General features: G+C 75.1%; 11 protein-coding genes. 8 read left to right on the top strand and 3 right to left on the bottom strand.

What is annotated here, in order from left to right:
* Nucleotides 1–43 precede the first annotated feature (43 nt).
* Complete coding sequence (locus ABZT47_RS03110; RefSeq protein ID WP_354835552.1) at nt 44–1,726, top strand: alpha/beta fold hydrolase; 1,683 nt, start codon at nt 44–46, stop codon at nt 1,724–1,726.
* 76 nt (nt 1,727–1,802) lie between these two features.
* Here the strand turns inward: ABZT47_RS03110 and ABZT47_RS03105 are convergent, their stop codons facing one another.
* Nucleotides 1,803–3,029: an oxidoreductase gene (locus tag ABZT47_RS03105; RefSeq protein WP_354835550.1), complete on the bottom strand. Its 1,227-nt coding sequence runs from the start codon at nt 3,027–3,029 to the stop codon at nt 1,803–1,805.
* Nucleotides 3,030–3,445: 416 nt separating this feature from the next.
* Between ABZT47_RS03105 and ABZT47_RS03100 the strand changes: the two genes are divergently transcribed.
* The gene (locus tag ABZT47_RS03100; RefSeq protein WP_354835548.1) at nt 3,446–3,736 is read left to right on the top strand and encodes a hypothetical protein; all 291 of its coding nucleotides are present in this window, start codon (nt 3,446–3,448) and stop codon (nt 3,734–3,736) included.
* Between the two features lie 260 nt (nt 3,737–3,996).
* Here ABZT47_RS03100 and ABZT47_RS03095 read toward each other — a convergent pair whose 3' ends face one another.
* Nucleotides 3,997–5,205, bottom strand: a complete 1,209-nt coding sequence (locus ABZT47_RS03095) for a cytochrome P450 (protein WP_354835546.1) — start codon at nt 5,203–5,205, stop codon at nt 3,997–3,999.
* A gap of 141 nt (nt 5,206–5,346) precedes the next feature.
* On the opposite strand from ABZT47_RS03095, the gene ABZT47_RS03090 reads away from it, so the two are divergent.
* The 3 genes from ABZT47_RS03090 (at nt 5,347) to ABZT47_RS03080 (ending at nt 7,137) form a co-directional block, all read left to right on the top strand.
* Nucleotides 5,347–5,964 (top strand): TetR family transcriptional regulator, encoded by a 618-nt coding sequence (locus ABZT47_RS03090; RefSeq protein WP_354835543.1) that lies wholly within the window; start codon nt 5,347–5,349, stop codon nt 5,962–5,964.
* Between the two features lie 223 nt (nt 5,965–6,187).
* Entirely contained in the window at nt 6,188–6,535 is a 348-nt protein-coding gene (locus tag ABZT47_RS03085; RefSeq protein WP_354835541.1) for an SPW repeat protein, read from the top strand.
* Nucleotides 6,532–7,137: a helix-turn-helix domain-containing protein gene (locus ABZT47_RS03080; RefSeq protein ID WP_354835539.1), complete on the top strand. Its 606-nt coding sequence runs from the start codon at nt 6,532–6,534 to the stop codon at nt 7,135–7,137. Before ABZT47_RS03085 ends, ABZT47_RS03080 begins: the two co-directional genes overlap by 4 nt.
* Nucleotides 7,138–7,170: 33 nt before the next feature.
* Here the strand turns inward: ABZT47_RS03080 and ABZT47_RS03075 are convergent, their stop codons facing one another.
* On the bottom strand, nt 7,171–7,668 hold the full coding sequence (locus ABZT47_RS03075; RefSeq protein WP_354835537.1) for a MarR family transcriptional regulator: 498 nt from the start codon (nt 7,666–7,668) through the stop codon (nt 7,171–7,173).
* Nucleotides 7,669–7,996: 328 nt separating this feature from the next.
* Between ABZT47_RS03075 and ABZT47_RS03070 the strand changes: the two genes are divergently transcribed.
* The 3 genes from ABZT47_RS03070 to ABZT47_RS03060 are packed head-to-tail and all read left to right on the top strand — an operon-like array spanning nt 7,997 to nt 15,695.
* Nucleotides 7,997–9,547 carry a TIGR02677 family protein gene (locus ABZT47_RS03070; protein ID WP_354835535.1) on the top strand — a complete coding sequence of 517 codons (1,551 nt, stop codon included), beginning with the start codon at nt 7,997–7,999 and terminating at the stop codon, nt 9,545–9,547.
* Nucleotides 9,544–10,944: a DUF2398 family protein gene (locus ABZT47_RS03065; protein ID WP_354835533.1), complete on the top strand. Its 1,401-nt coding sequence runs from the start codon at nt 9,544–9,546 to the stop codon at nt 10,942–10,944. The genes ABZT47_RS03070 and ABZT47_RS03065 overlap by 4 nt, the downstream gene beginning before the upstream one ends.
* Complete coding sequence (locus ABZT47_RS03060; protein ID WP_354835531.1) at nt 10,941–15,695, top strand: SbcC/MukB-like Walker B domain-containing protein; 4,755 nt, start codon at nt 10,941–10,943, stop codon at nt 15,693–15,695. Before ABZT47_RS03065 ends, ABZT47_RS03060 begins: the two co-directional genes overlap by 4 nt.
* Nucleotides 15,696–15,708: the final 13 nt, after the last annotated feature.

Here is a 15,708-nt window from a genome sequence, read left to right as displayed (position 1 = left end):
CCGGTGAATCGGCGGATATGTCACAGGAACGGAGACCGGCGACTTGACGGACATCACGGGCAACTCCCCGGACGGCGCGCACCTGCCTGGCCCGGCGCGCGCACCGCGGCACCCGCCCCGGGCCTCCGCGGCGCAAGCCCACAGGCAGGGCACCGGAGGTGAGGCCGCGGCCGTGCCGGTCGAGGAAGAGCGGGACGGTGCGAGCGTGGCCCCGGCCCGTGCGGCGCGCGGGCGGGGCGGGTTCGGGCGTCTGGCCCGTGCAGTGCCGGTCACCGCGCTCGCACCGGTCGTCGCGGCGGCCCTCGCGGTCTCCGCCGTCGCCGCCCCTGGCACCGCCGCAGCCGTCAGAGGCCCGGGGCTGCGGTGGGAGGCGTGCGCCGGAGTGAGCGCGCCGGACCTGCGGTGCGCCCGGGTCACCGTCCCCCTCGACCACCGCCGCCCGTCCGGCCCCAAAATCTCCATCGTGATCTCCCGGCTGCCCGCCACCGACCCGGAGCGGCGGCGGGGGGTGCTGCTCACCACCGGCGGCGGGCCGGGAGGGGCGGGCGTTCCGCTGCCCGCGAGCCTCGCCCCCGCATTGCCCGCCGACGTCCGCGCCCGCTACGACCTGGTCGGATTCGACATGAGGTTCGTCGAGCGCAGCACACCCATCGGCTGCGGGCGGCCCGAGGAGGAGCCGGGCGGGTTCTGGGTGCGGCCCGCGACACCCGGACGCTTCCTCGCCGAGGCGGCCGAGGCCCGGCGGTACGCCGAGGACTGCGTGCGCGTCTCCGGCTGGGCCCTGCCGCACGCCACCACCGCGAACGCCGCCCGCGACATGGACCTCATCCGTGCGGCCCTCGGCGAGGAGAAGATCTCCTACCTGGGCGGCTCCTACGCGGGGCTGCTCGGCGCCGTCTACGGCACGCTGTTCCCGCACCGCGTTGACCGGTTCGTCCTGGACAGCCCGGTGAACGCCGACACGATCTGGCGGCCGTTCGAGCTGAGCCGCACCCCGGCGTTCGAGGAGGGCACGGTGGCCTTCGCCGCCTGGGTCGCCGCGCGGCACGCCGAATACGGCCTGGGGGAGACCACCGCGAAGGCGCACGCCACGCTCACCGGCATCCTCGACCGGGCCACCCGGGCACCCATCGTCATCGCCGGCCACGCCTGGACCGGCGGCGAGCTGGGCGCCCTCCTGGTGGCCGGGATCTACGACGAGCGGGCCTTCGGCATGGTCGCCGCGGCCGTCGCCGCCGTCGCCGCCGGACGGGAGCCGTTCGTCCCGTTCCCCATCCGTCCCGCGCCGCCGGAGGGCGTGCCCGGTGTGCCCGCCGACCACCACACCGCCACCAACACCGCCTACCGCTGCGCCGACGCCCCCTGGCCGCGCGACCCGCGCGTCTACCTGCGCGACATCGCCGCTTATCGGGTGCGTCACCCGCTGTTCGGGCCGGGCAACGCCAATATCAACCCCTGCGCGTTCTGGCCGCCCGCCAAGGACGAGCCGGTGCGACTCGACCGCGACCGCGCGCCGGCCGCCCTGGTCGTGGCGGCCCTGCGGGACGTGGCGGTGCCGGCGTCCGTGAGCAGGGCCGTCGCCGCGCGCATCCGCGGATCACGCCTGGTCACGATCGACGCCCAGACCCACGCCCCGTTCCCCCATTACGGCGACCAGTGCCTCAACGCCACGGTCGCCCGTTACCTCGTCACCGGTGAGCTGCCGGCCGCCGACACCGCCTGCTGATCCCGGCGCCCCGCCTCAACGACACCCACCTGCACCGTCGCGAGGTCCGACCGGCGCACGTCCGGTGGACCGGCCGCTACCGGCGGGCGGTTCCGGAGGGGACACCTCGAAGGGTGAGGCGGGCGACGCGGCCCTGCTCGCCGGACGCCCAGCAGGCCAGGTCGGGGGCGCAGGCCACGGTGTCGTAGGAGCCGCCGTCTAAATTCTGCCAGCGGTCGCCGGCGGAGAAGGTGACGTCGCTGCCGGTGGGCCCGACCGCGATGGCGGCCCAGGGAAGGTGCGGCAGCCAGGCGACGCCCGAGCGGTAGCCCTGCGGCGGAGCGGACGCCTCGCGCCACGTCGCTCCTCCGTCGCCGGTCACGGCGGCGGCGTCGGGGGAGGGCAGTCCCGGCTGGAAGTCGCCGCCGACCGCGATGCCGTGCCGGGGGTCGCGGAAGGCGAGCGCGAACACTCCGCGCGCCGGGTCGCCCGCAGGGATGGGGGTGTCGGCCACCGTCCAGGTGAGGCCGCGGTCGGGGGAGTGGAACACGCGCGAGCGCGCGCCTCCGCCGGTGGCGAGCCACACGTCGCGGCCTCCGGCGGTCACCAGGCACTGCCCGCTCGCCGCGAAGCCGGCCTCGCCGGGCAGCGCCTCGGGCATGCCGGCGGAGGGCAGGACGCGCCAGCTGCGGCCGCCATCGTCGGTGGACAGGATGCGGAACCTGCCGTCGACCGGGTCGCTCATCGCCAGGCCGTGCCTGTGGTCGAAGAAGGCCATGCAGTCGTAGAAGGCGCGCGGCTCGTCGTTGCGGAAGGTCTCGGCCCAGGTGCGCCCACCGTCCTCGGTGCGGTAGACGCGCGAGGCGTCGCCCTCGCCGATCGACAGCACCACGGCGGTGCGCGCGTCGAACGCTTCGACGTCGCGGAACTGCAGGTCGGCGGTGCCGGGCGGGGCGACCGGGCTCCAGTCGCGCCCGCCGTCGGTGGTGCGCAGCACGGTGCCGAGGCTGCCGGACACCCACGCGACGCGGCCGCTGACCGGCGACAACCCGCGCAGGCGCCCCTGGGTTCCGGTGGGCCGCGGGTCCCAGGCGAGGCTCACCCGTCCCGCCGCCGCGTCGCCCGTCCCGGGGATCCCAGCGGTGACGGGCGCGCGCGAGGCGGACACCGCTCCGCCGGCCGCGGGAGCGGCGGAGGCCGCGGAGGCCGAGGGCACGGCGCCGTCGCCCGAAGGGGCGCCGGACACCGCCTGCGCGGAGGCGGGCATCGCCATGACGACCGCCGACACGGCTGTGATCATCCCGAGCACGGATCGAAGCATCATGCCCGGCAAAGTAGCCCAAAATGATCTATTTCGTCCATGTTCGCAGGACGGCGCGACCGCCCCCGCGCACCGCGCCGGCTTGCTGAGCCCGGACCGAGGCTTTGGGCTATACGGGATGACCGCCCAGATTCGCTTCATCTAGCGTGGGTCTCAGGTAAGACGTCGTCTCGACATCTTCCCGGGAACCGACACGGCGCTCCGTCAGCCCGAGCAACCCGCCGGGCGCAACGCAGGACACGGAGTGATCTCATGCTCAAGCATGCTCTGGCCGCCGGCGCCGTGGTGGCCACCACCCTCATCGGCCCGGCCGCGATGCCCGTCCAGCAGGCGAGCGCGGCCACCACCACGCAGGTCCGTCAGGCCACCGTCACGCCGGGAGCGGCGTCCGGCTTAACCGACGACTGCCGGCGCCGGTGGTGCCGCGGCGACTCGCACAGGCGCGGCTCCAGCTCCAGCAGTTCAAGCAGCTCCAGCTCCAGTTCCAGCGGTTCCAGCGGTGGCAGGGGCGGCGGTTCGAGCGGGTCCAGCAGCTCCAGTTCCAGCAGCTCGAGCTCCAGCGGCGGCTCGGGCGGCGGCAGAGGCGGCGGGTCCGGTTCCAGCAGTTCGAGCAGTTCGAGCTCGAGCAGCTCCAGCGGTTCCGGCGGCGGCTGGGACGACGGCGGCCGCTGGGGTGGCGGCGGGTCCAGCAGCAGCTCCAGCAGCAGTAGCAGCAGTTCGAACAGCGGCTGACGGCGTGCCGCGAACCGGGTAGGGCCGTGCCGCGAGGCGCCCGAGGGCGCGCGGCACGGCCCGCTCCGGTGAACGGGTGCGTGGCATGGCCTGGGGTTGGGTCGGACGTGACATCGGGCGTGCCACCTGTGACCTGAGGACCGCGGCCGCCGCGGCGGCGTGACGCCGGGCGTGCCACCTGTGACGTGAGGACAGCGGCCGCCGCGGCGGCGTGACGCCGCAGGGCGCCGGCGTGGGGTCAGGCGGTATCCCAGGTGACCGGCAGGCGGTGCACGCCGTAGATGAGCATGTCGGTGCGCAGCGGCAGCTCCTCGGGAGGGACGGCCAGGCGCAGCCCGGGGAACCGGTCGAACAGCGCGCGCAGGCCGACCCGCATCTCCACGCGGGCGAGCTGCTGTCCGAGGCACTGGTGGACGCCGTGGCCGAACGCCACGTGCCCCGCCGTCACCCGGTGCAGGTCCAGGGTGTCCGGGTCGGGGAAGTGTGCGGGGTCGCGGTTGGCCGCCGGCACCGAGACGGTCACCGACTGGCCGGCCTTGACCAGCCGTCCCCCCAGCTCGACGTCCTCCAGCGCGGTCCGCACCGTGACCGGGATGATGCTCAGGTAGCGCAGCAGCTCCTCCACGGCCTGGGCGCCCAGGCCCGGGTCGGCGCGCAGGGCCGCGAGCCGGTCGGGGTGGCTCATCAGCGCCCAGGCGCCGAGCGCGATCATGTTGGCGGTCGTCTCGAACCCGGCGCCCATCAGGGTGCCGCCGATGTTCGCCAGCTCCTCGTCGGTCAGGTCGCCGCTCGCGGCCAGGCCGCCGAGCAGGTCGTCGGTCGGATCGGCGCGCTTGGCCCGCACCAGGTCGCCCATGAACTCCTGAATCGCCGTATAGGCGGCCATCTTTCGCTCGGGCGTGGCGTCCAGGCTGAGCAGCAGGGTCATGTCGCGCTGGAAGCGGCCTCGCTCGGCGACCGGGACGCCGAGCAGCTCGCAGATGACCAGGCCGGGGATGGGCAGCGCGAACGCCTCCACCAGGTCGACCGGGGGGCCGTGGCGTTCCATCGCCTCCAGGTGCTCGGCGGTGATCGCCTCGATGCGCCCGGTGAGGCCGCGCATCCGCCGCACGGTGAACTGGCCGGTGAGCAGGTGGCGGTAGCGGGTGTGCTCGGGCGGGTCCATCGCGGTGAACTGTCCCGGGGGCGCCGACGGGGGCCTTTGGCCGACACCGGCCCCCGGCAGCGGGATGTGCGTCAACTCGGAGCGATGGCTGAAGCGCGGGTCGGCCAGGACGGCGCGCACCAGGGCGTGGCCGGTCACCAGCCAGCCGACGTGGCCGTCGGGATAGGCCATCGGGCTGATGGGGTGCTCGGCGCGCAGCCGGGCGAGCTCTTCGGGCGGGTCGAACGGGCGACCGGCGCGCCGGGCCATCGGGAGCGGGGCCGGGGGAGGGGTCGGGGACATCGCGATCCTTTCGCGGGCGCTTGCCGGCCTTCGGGACGGAGGCCGGACCTCCTGCCGGTTTCCATGTAACACCATCAAATATAAAGATACAACTGATGTAAAAATAGTAGAGATGTAAGAGCCGCGTGTAGGCTGATCCGCATGGAGGAGACGCGGCGCGAGCGCAAGAAGCGCATGACCCGGCAGCTGATCGCCGAGACGGCGCTCAGGCTCTTCGCCGAACAGGGCTACGAGCAGACCACCGTCGCGCAGATCACCTCCGCGGCGGACGTGGCCACCAAGACGTTCTTCAACTACTTCCCGAGCAAGGAGGACGTGCTGTTCGCCCACACCGAGCGGCACTCCCGCGTCCTGCTCGACACCCTGGCGGCCCGGCGGGAGGGCGAGAGCATCCCCGACCTGCTGGCGCGCGTCTACGAGGAGACCATCGCCCGGTACGTGGCCGAGGACCCCCCGATGGAGCGCGAGCGCGAGCTGTCGCAGGCGTACGCCCACATGATCATGACGGTGCCCGCACTCCAGGCCAAGGCGCTGCATCTGATGCTCGACCTGCAGCGCCGCATCGCCGAGGAGCTGCTGAAGGCATTCCCGGGCGAGCTCGACCCGGTGAGCGCGGGGGCGGCGGTCGGCGCCATGATGGGCGCCGTCCAGGGCGCCGGCCTCGCGGGCGCCGCGATCGGCCGTTCGCAGGCGGAGGTGCTGGACGCGCTACGGCGCGGCATCGAGGTCGCCATGGCCGGCGTGCGCTCGTTCGGCTGAGCGCACCCGCCGCGTCCCCGCACCCGCCGCGTCCCCGCACCTGCCGCGTCCCCGCGACGCCGCGGGGCGTTCGTCGCGTGTCCCGGCGTGCCGCGCCGGCGAAATGCTCACCACGTGCCGCGACGGACGGTGAGCATAAGGTAACGGCGGCGTCGATTGACCGGGCGGTCAATCAGGACGATGGTCGAGGTCCACGACACCTTTGAGGACGAAAGGCACCGAGATGGATCTGTCCAGAGCATGGCCGGACCTCGTGGCGTTCCTCGCGGGCGCGGCCGCGGTCCTGGCGCCCTTCTTCTGGGCGGGCGGCGCCTCCAACGCCGCCCAGCCCCTGCTCGTGCTCGGCGCGCTGCTGCTGGTCTCGGCGCTGTGGGCGCTGCTCGGAGCCGGCGGCGCGAGCTCCTGGGTGACCGCCGCGTTCGGCGCCCTGCTCGTGGTGTCCCCGTGGGCGTTCGACTTCGACGGCTCGGCCGCCGCGGCCTGGACGGCATGGATCGCGGGCGCCGCGACGGTTATCGTCACACTGTGGACGGCCAGCCAGATCCGCGGCCGCGCCCGGGTGAACGCGTGATCATACCCTCCGTGTGGTCCCGCACCGCCCGCCGGCGGTCCGGGGCCCCCGGAGGGGAGCCCGACGCGCGCACGCGCATCCTCGACGCGGCCGAGGGGCTGTTCGCCGCCGGCGGCTACGAGGCCACCGCCACCGCCGAGATCGCCAAGCGGGCCGCCGTGCCCAAGGGCCTGGTCTTCCACTACTTCCCGCGCAAGATCGACGTGCTGGTGGCGCTGGTCGACGAGCGCACCGGCATCGAAGAGCTCGGCGACCGGCCCGCCGAGGACGTTCCCGGCGACCCGGCCCGTGCGCTGGCCGGGCTGGCCCGCCGGGTGCCGCTGCGCGCCTCGCCGGCGATGCGGCGCATCCTGTTCCGCGAGGCCGACACCCACACCTCGGTACGCGAGCGGCTCAGGCACCTCAACGCCGAGATCATCCGCCGCGCCGGCTTCGCGCTGGAGCTGACCCTGCCGGGCGGCCGCGGCGACGCCGCCCGGCTGGAGGCCGCGGCGGCGACGTTCGCCGCCGTACTGCTCTACCAGGAGAACCTCTGCCTGCTGACCGGCCACCACATCGATCCCGACATGGTGGCCGATCTCATCGTCAGGGCCCTCACCTGACGCCTACGTGAGTCCGGTGGGGACGGCCGGCGGTCAGCGGGCCGGGGAAACGCCGGAGGCGGGCGCGGAGGCGGGCGGGGCGGCGGGAACGGGCGGCAGGTGGTGCAGCGCTCGGACCAAGGGGGCCAGCTCGGGAAGGGCGCCGGCCTCCGCGAGGGCCCTGGCGAGGACGGCGTCGTGCGCCGGGCGCGCCTCGCCCAGCAGCGCCACTCCCGCCGAAGTCAGCTCGGTGTAGATGCCGCGGCGGTCGTCCTGGCACAGCACGCGCGTCAGCAGTCCGCGGTCCTCCAGCCGGTTGACCAGCCGTGTGGTTGCGCTGCTGGACAGCGCCGCCGCCCGGGCGAGCTGCTGCATGCGCATGTGCCAGCCGTCCTGCCGCGACAGGGCGTCGAGCACGGTGTACTCGACCACCGACAGCCCGTGGCCTGCCTGCAGCTCACGTTCGAGGGCGGCCTCGATCAGGCCGTGCAGCGCCGCGAGCGTGCGCCAGCCCTGCGCGCGGACCTCCACGGCGTCGTCGGCGATTCCCATGACCGGTCCCTCCTCAGGCGCGCCGCCCGGCGGCACGGGACGACGCGCGCATTGTACCAAGCACACGGCGAATAGCGGCGTGTGCAAGTTCTCCAGAACGCGCGCGGGACGGCTTGTGCCAGGGCCGTGCGACGGGTGTCGAGGCGCGTGGCCGCCACACGAGAGCCGATCTTCGTGTATCCATGTATCGATCCTTTGTTCGCACACGGGGTCGCCAGGCAGGTGGGTGAGACAGCCGGGGGAGGGACGATCCGCTTCCCCGCGATCGACGCGATCGCCGCCGCGGGCCTCCGGCCGGAGAGCCCCGCGGTCCGGCCGGGGGAGTGGGATGACCGACAGAGCCGTCACGGGCGGGCCGCGCGCGCCCGAGCTGAGCGCCGCCGCCGTGAGCGACCGCTTCCGCCTGTTCAACTTCACCCGGCGCGACGACCACCTGGTCTACCTGTGGGTGCTGCGCGCGATGGACGGCCTGAGGGCCGTCCACCAGATGCAGGCCCACCCCGACGACGTCGCCCGCGTGCTCGCCGAGCTGGGCCGCGTGCACGACCAGGTGCCGGCCGCCGAGGAGAACCTCCGCGCCCGCCTGGACGCCCTGGCCGACGACGGCGTCGTCCACCGCCTGGAGGACGCCTCACGGGCGGGCAGTCTGGTCCGTTATCGCAACCGCCAGTCGGTGTACCAGTTCAGCGAGCTCGGCTACCAGGCATTCGCCGCCGTCGAGGAGGTGCTCGCGGCCCGGCCGCAGGACGCCAACCTCTCCCGCCTGGTGTTCTCCGACATCCTGGACGACCTGCGGGCGCTGGCCGCGGCCAACCGCGCCGGCCACGGCGAGCAGATCTGGCGCCGGCTGTCGCGCCTGGACGGCGTCATGGAGGACATGGCACGCCGCTCCGCGCGCTTCCACCTCACCCTCGGCGAGATCACCCGCTCCACCGACGCCTCTCCCGAGACCTTCCTGCGCCACAAGAACACCCTGCTCACGCACATGACCGACTTCATGGCCGAGCTCGACCGCTACCTGCCCCGGCTCGACCGGGCCGTACGCGACGTCGAGCGCACGGGCGTGGCCGCCATGCTGGCCCGGGCCGCCGCGGCCGACGAGCGTCCCTTCCTGCACCAGGACGAGCGCCTTTCGGACTGGCGCCGGCGCTGGGCGGTCCTGCGCGCCTGGTTCGCCGCCGACGGCGGCGAGGCCTCCCGCGCCGCCGAGCTGCGCGCCGCCACCAGGACGGGCGTGTCCGGCGTCATCGCCCTGCTGCGCCAGATCGCCGAGGCACAGCGCGGCGGGGTCAACCGGTCGACCCAGCTACGCCACCTGGCCGAATGGGTGTTCAACGCCCCCGACGAGGGCGCCGCCCACGCCCTGATGGCCGCCGCCTTCAACACGCGCACGGCCCGCCACCTGGGCGGCGTCCACGAGGACGCCGACGACATCTCGGTCCGCTCCACCTGGTGGGACGCGCCCGGGGTCGAGATCTCGGTGCCGCTGTTCCGCAAGGGCAAGGCTCCCGCGCCGGGCGTGCCGCAGCCGGCGCGCGGAAGGGCCGGCATCCGCGGCGAGCTGCGCCGCCGCCAGGCCTCCCACCGCGCCGCCGAGCGCGAGGCCGCCGGCGGGCTCATCGAGGCGGGCGTGCACGACCGCGTCCTGGACGAGGCCGAGACGCGGGTCGTCCTGCGCCTGCTCACCCGCGCGCTGGAGGCCCGCACCATCGTCGCCGGCCGGCTGAGCGACGCCTCCGGCGGCAACGAGGTGCTCACCGTCCGCCTGGTCCCCGCGGCGCGGGGCAGCTCGGTGCGCACCCCGCACGGCGTCCTGCACCTCCCGGGCCTGCGGCTCGAACTGGCCCCCGCCGCGCACGCGAGGGGAGCGCTGCGATGAGCGCCCGCGGCGCCGCGGCCGGCGTCGCACCCGGCGACCTCGGGTCCTACCAGCACGCCGTGCGGCTCGCCCTCACCAACGACCTGATCACCGCCTCCCGTCCGCGCCCCGGCGCGCTGGAGCAGGTCCTGCCGTGGGCCGACCAGCTCACCCGCGACCTGCGCGAGCTGCTCGGCTACACCGTGGTCGCGACCACCCGCCAGGTGCGCGTGGTGCGCCGCCTGGACGCCCTGGACGACACCCAGCGTCACCTGTTCGCCAAGAAGGGCAAGCCGTTCGACCGCCGCCGCCTGGCCTACCTGTGCCTGGTGCTCGCCCTGTTCCAGCGGTCGCGCGTCGAGATCAGCCTGGCCGACCTGGTGCGGGCCTTCGCCCCGGCCGCCGGCGCCATCGAGGGGCTCGGCTTCGACCCGACGCTCGGCGCGCACAAGGCCGCGGTGGTCGACTGCCTCGACTGGCTGGTCGAGCGGGGCGCCCTGCGCATATCGGACGGCTCGCTGGACTCCTGGGCGCACGACACCGAACGGGGCGACGCGCTGTTCGACATCGACCACGACGTCTGCGCGGTGCTGTTCAAGCCCGCTCGCCCGGTGCAGCACCTCACCAGCGCCGCCGGCCTGCTGGAGGGCGCGGACGGCGGCGCGCGTCCCGGCGAGGCGGCCCGCCGGGCCCGCCGCGCCCTGGTCGAGCACCCGGTCGTCTACTTCGGCGAGCTGGAGCCGGAGGTCGCCGAGGAACTGCGCCGCCCCGCCCTGGCCGCCGATCTCGCGCGGCTCACCGGGCTGGTCGTGGAGCGCCGCGCCGAGGGCGTCATGCTGGCCGACCCCGGCGGCCGCTTCACCGACAAGCCCTTCCCGGGCAGGGGAGGGGCGGTGAACAGGGCGGCCGGGCTGCTGCTGGCAAAGATGGCCGACCTGCTGGAGGATCCCGCCGAGCGGGCGGCGCTGCACTTCGCCGAGCCGCCAGCGCGGGCCGCCGACCAGCGCGAGCTGCTCGCGCGCGTCGACGCCGCGCTGCCACGCGCCGGGGTGGTGGACGCGCTGGCCTGGACGCCGCCCGCCGCCGCCCGCGCGCCCGCGGCGACCGGCGCACCACCGGCCCCGGTGGCGCTGGTCGAGCGGGCCAGGCTGGCGGGCATGATCCACGAGCTGTACGACGAGCTGGGCGCGGCGTCGTTCTCGGCAGCCTGGCAGCACGACCCCGAAGGGCTGCTGGAGGCCGCGGTGACGCTGCTGGCCGAACTGCGCCTGGTGCGGCGCCATCCCGGCGGGGTGCTGCTGCTCCCGGCGTTCGCCCGTTACCGCAACATCACACTGGCGCTGCCCGACAAGCGCGCCGAGCAGGGCCGGCTCGCCCTGGAACCGCCGACGTCTCCTGCGGAGGAACCCTCTTCATGACACCCGCTCTCGGCCGATTCAAACCGTCCCGCGCCGGTGTGATCAACATCTGGGACTACATCGACGAGGAGTTCGTCTTCGCCGACGGGCGTCTGGTGCTGCGCGGGCACAACGGGTCGGGCAAGACCAAGGCCCTTGAGGTGCTGTTCCCCTTCATCCTGGACGGGGTGAGCGACGCCCGGCGCCTTGACCCGTTCAGCGGCGAGAACCGCACGATGAAGTCCAACCTGCTCTACCGCGGCCAGGAGGCCGAGTACGGCTACGTGTGGATGGAGTTCACCCGCGACGACGGCGCGGGGGACGGGGGCGCGCAGGCCGTGACGCTGGTCATCGGCCTGCGCGCCCACCGCCACCGCGACGGCGTCGCCTCCTCGTTCTTCGTGACCGGCAGGCGGGTCGGCGTCGACTTCGGGCTGCTGTCGGCCGACTCCCGGCCGCTCACCGAGAAGCAGCTCAGGGCGTCCCTGGAGCCGGGGGCGCGCTACCGGACGGCCACCGAGTACCGCGCGGCCGTGGACGCCCGCCTGTTCGGGCTCGGCAGAGAACGCTACGCCCAGCTGCTGGACCTGCTGCTGGCGCTGCGCCGCCCGCTGCTGGCGAAAGACCTCGACCCGGTGAAGGTCTCCGACACCCTCAGCGCCGGCCTCAGCCCCATCGACCCGGCGCTGGTCGACCAGGCGGCCCGCGACTTCGAGAACCTCGCCGCCGTGCAGCGCCTGTTCGACGACCTGACCCTCGCCGACGGGGCGGTCAAGGAGTTCCTGGACCACTACACCGCCTACCTGCGCGCCCACATCCGCCACCAGCTCGACCGCGTCGGTGAGCGCGTCGAGGGCGCGGCCGGCGTCGCCGCCCGGGTCGCCCAGGCCGCGGCCGAGCTGCGCCGCGCCCGCGCCGCACGGCAGGAGGCCGCCGCCGGTCGCGAGGCCGCGCAGGCCGAGCTCGACCGCTACGACGGCCGGCTGTCGGCGCTCAAGCAGCACGATGCCTACCAGGCCAGGGGAGAGCTCGACGGGCTGCGCCGGCAGGTCGCGGGCGAGAGCGCGGGCATCGACGCCGAGCGGCGGCGCCTGGACCAGGCCCGCGAGCACGTCGCCAGGCTCGGCGCCGAGGCCGCGAAGGTCGCCGGGCGGCTCGCCGGCGCGCGGGCCGAGGCCGACCGCCACCTGAACGAGCTGGTCGAGGCCGCCGGACGGGCCGGGGTGGCGGGCGGCGCCGAGATCGCCGAGGCGGCGCCCGAGGAGGGCCTGGCCATGGCCAGGGCCCGCGCCGCCGCACGGCGCGGCGACGTGGAGACCGTGCGCGGCCACCTGGCCGCCCTGGAGGCCGCCGAGGCCCGGCGCGGTCGCGCCGAGCGGTCGGTCCAGGACGCCGACCAGGCCGTGACCGTTGAGCAGCGGGCTCTGGCGTCGGCTCAGGAGACGCTGGAGGAGGCCCGCACGACGGCCTCCGCCGCCCTGTCCCACTGGGCGGCACAGTGGATCACCACCGACCCGGCCGCCTCCCCGGCCTCCAGCGCCCCCGCAACCGCCCCCGCCGCCTCCGCCACGCTTGACGGTGCCGCGCCCGCCGCTTCTGCCTCTGCCACCTCCGCCACGCCTGCTGGTGCCACGCCCGCCGCGTCTGCCTCCGCCGCCTCTGCCACGTCTGCCGGTGCCGCGCCCGCCGTCTCCGCGGCGCCTGACCTTGGCGGCTTCGCCGCGTTCGGGGCGTCCGCGTTGCCTGGAGGGTGGGCCGTGGCGACCCCGGCGGACCTCGCCGTGCTGGAACAGACGCTGGCCGCGGCCGGCGAGCCGGGCGCGCCCCGGCTGCCCGAGGCGTTCGGCGAGCTGACCGAGGAGCGCCGCGCCGAGGTGATCGAGGCCAGGGCGCGGGTGCGGGCCGAGCACGCCCGCGTGAGCGCCCTGCTGGGCGACCTGCGCGCCGAACGCGACGCCGTCGCGGCCGAACGCGACGACGCCCCGCCCGGCGAGGCGGGGCACTCCGGCGACCGCGGAGGCGGAGAGGGCCAGGGACGTCCCGCCGGCCCGGGCCGATCTGGAGATCGGCAGGCGACCGCCGGGGAGGAATGGGCGACCGCCGGTGAGCGGCGGGCGATCGCTGGAGACGAGCCACAGGTCGCTGGAGACAAGCCACGGGCCGCCGTAGACGAGTCACAGGCCGCTGGGGACGAGCCGCGGGCCGCCGTAGATGGGTCGGCGACCGCCGGGGAGGAGCGGGCGGGGGCGCCGTTGTGGCGGCTGGTGCGGTTCGCCGACGGGGTGGACGAGGGGGCCGCCGCCGGCGTCGAGGGCGCGCTGGAGGGCGCCGGGCTGCTCACCGCGTGGATCCACCCCGACCCCGCTCTGACCATGGCCGAGCTGGCCGCCGGCGCGTCGGGCCGCTATCTGGTGGCCCTCCCCGAGGAGCGCCGCCCCGGCGGCCGCACGCTCGCCGCCGTCCTGATCGCCGAAGACCAGGACATGGTGCCCCCCGAGGTCGTCGAGACCGTCCTGCGCTCGATCGCCCTCGGCGACGACCTGGCCGGCGCCTTCCCGGTGGTCAGCACCGACGCCCGGTACGGCCTCGGGCCGCACCTCGGCGGCCGGCCGAAGGCGGCGGCCGAGTACATCGGGGCCACGGCCCGCGCGGCGCGCCGCGCGTCCCGCCTGGCCGGCTACGACGGGCTCATCGCCGAGGGTGCCGCCGCCCTGGCGGGCCTTGAGAAGGAGTCCGAGCGCCTCGCCGCGCTCGTGGCCGGCTTCGGCCGTGCCAGGAAGGAGCTGCCCGGCACCGCGCCGGTCGTCGCGGCGGCGCGCGGCCTCGCCGACCGGGCCACCCGCCTGGCCGTGGCCCGCGCGCGGCTGGAGCAGGCCGGCGGGGAGCTCGACGGGATGGTCGCCGAGGTCGGCGCGGCCGGCCGCAGGCTCCGCCAGGCCGCCGCCGAGCTGTCGATGCCGCGCGACCCGCGCGAGGTGGACGCCGTCGCGCAGGCCCTGGACGACCTCACCCGCGCGGCCGAGGGGCTGCGCGCCGAGCGCGACAAGGCCGCCACCGCGCAGGGAGACCTCGCCGAGCGCGAGCGGACGGCCGAGCGGCTGGGCGGCGAGCACGCCGAGGCCGCCGCGGCGCTCGCCGCCCGCGAGGCGGCCCACGCGGTGCTGGCCGAGCGGCTGGAGACGCTCGAGCGCACCTTCGACGCCGATCTGCGCGACGTGCTCGGCCGCATCGCCGAGACCGAAGGGCTGATCGAACGGGCGCGCGCGGCCCGCGACGAACGCGACCGCACCGCCACCAGGGAGCGCGAGGCCGAGGTCCTGGCGGGGGCCGAGCTGGAACACGCCCGCGAGTCGCTGACCGGCGCCTTCGAGGCGCTGGCCGGGCAGGTCGCCGAGCTGGTCCCCTACACCCAGGCCGACCTGCGCCCGCTCGCCGGCGTCGCCGACACCACCCCGTGGCCGAGGGAGAACGACCCCCGGGGGCCCGAGCAGGCCGCCAAGTCCGTCGCCGACCTCATGCTCGAAGATCCCGCGCCCGGCCCGCTGGAGAGCGTCCGCGCCACCCTGCCCCCCGACGCCCTGACGATCATCGACGCCTTCGAGGCGGCGACCGGGGGAGGGCGCGCCGTCACCGAGGCCACCCTGAAGAACACCCTCGACCGCGTCTCCAACGGGCTTCGCGACTTCCAGGCGGCACTGGAGCGGTGCCAGGAGGACTACCGGCTCGACTGGGAGCCCGGCGCGGTGCTGACCGTCCACGTGATCGACGCCGACGGGCGGGTTCCGGTGGCGGCCTTCGCCCGCGGGGTCGCCGAGCGCGCCGCCGAGCAGGGCGTCCTGCTGGAGGACCGCGAGCGCACCGTCCTGGAGGACGAGCTGCTCGCGGGGCTGGCCCGGCAGATCCACGCCCGCGTCGCCGCAGCCAGGGAACTGGTGCGCGGCATGAACGCCGACACCCGGTCCAAGCCGATGTCCTCGGGCACGACGATCGGCATCCGCTGGGTGCAGTCCGACCGCATCGACGACGCGCAGCGCGCGGTGGCGGGGCTGCTGGTGCGCGACGCCGACGCCCTGGGACGACAGGGGCTGGCGACGCTGCGCGGGCACCTGCGGCGGATGATCAGGGACCACCGGGGCCGCCACTCGCGGGCCACCTACAAGGAGGCGCTCGCCGCGGCGCTGGACTACCGCTCCTGGTACACCTTCGAGCTGCTGATGGCCCGGCGCGGCGAGCCGGAGGTGCGGCTGACCCGGGCCAGGCACTCGCAGATGTCCGGCGGGGAGAAGTCCGCCTCGATCCACCTGCCCCTGTTCGCCGCCGCCAACGCGCTGTACTCCTCGGGGCGGGCCTCGTGCCCGCGGGTGATCGCGCTGGACGAGGCGTTCGCCGGCATCGACGACAACTACAAGCCCGAGCTGCTCGGCCTGACCGTGCGCTTCGGCCTGGACCTGCTCATGACCGGCCACGACCTGTGGTGCACCTACCCGACCGTCCCGATGATCGCCCACTACGACCTGATGCACGACAGCGAGCTGCGCACGGTCTCGACGATCCTCGCGCTGTGGGACGGCGCCCAGGTGTTCGACGCCGACGCGGGATACGCCGGCAACGACGAGCTGGTGGAGGAGCTGCTCGGCTTCACCCCCCGCCGCCATGTGCCCCCCGGGTCCGCCCAGGAGGCCCTGTACGCCGACGAGGAGGACGAGGAGGAGTGGGGCTCAGCGGTTCCGGCCGAGGTAAACGGACCGAATCCGGAAAAACGGACTCCTTAAATTAATTCCACAA

Origin of the sequence: Sphaerisporangium sp. NPDC005289, from assembly GCF_040607455.1 — a bacterium.
Classification (GTDB): Bacteria; Actinomycetota; Actinomycetes; order Streptosporangiales; family Streptosporangiaceae; genus Sphaerisporangium; species Sphaerisporangium rhizosphaerae.
Note: the sequence above shows the minus strand (reverse complement) of the source record. Positions and strands in the feature narration are given on the sequence as shown.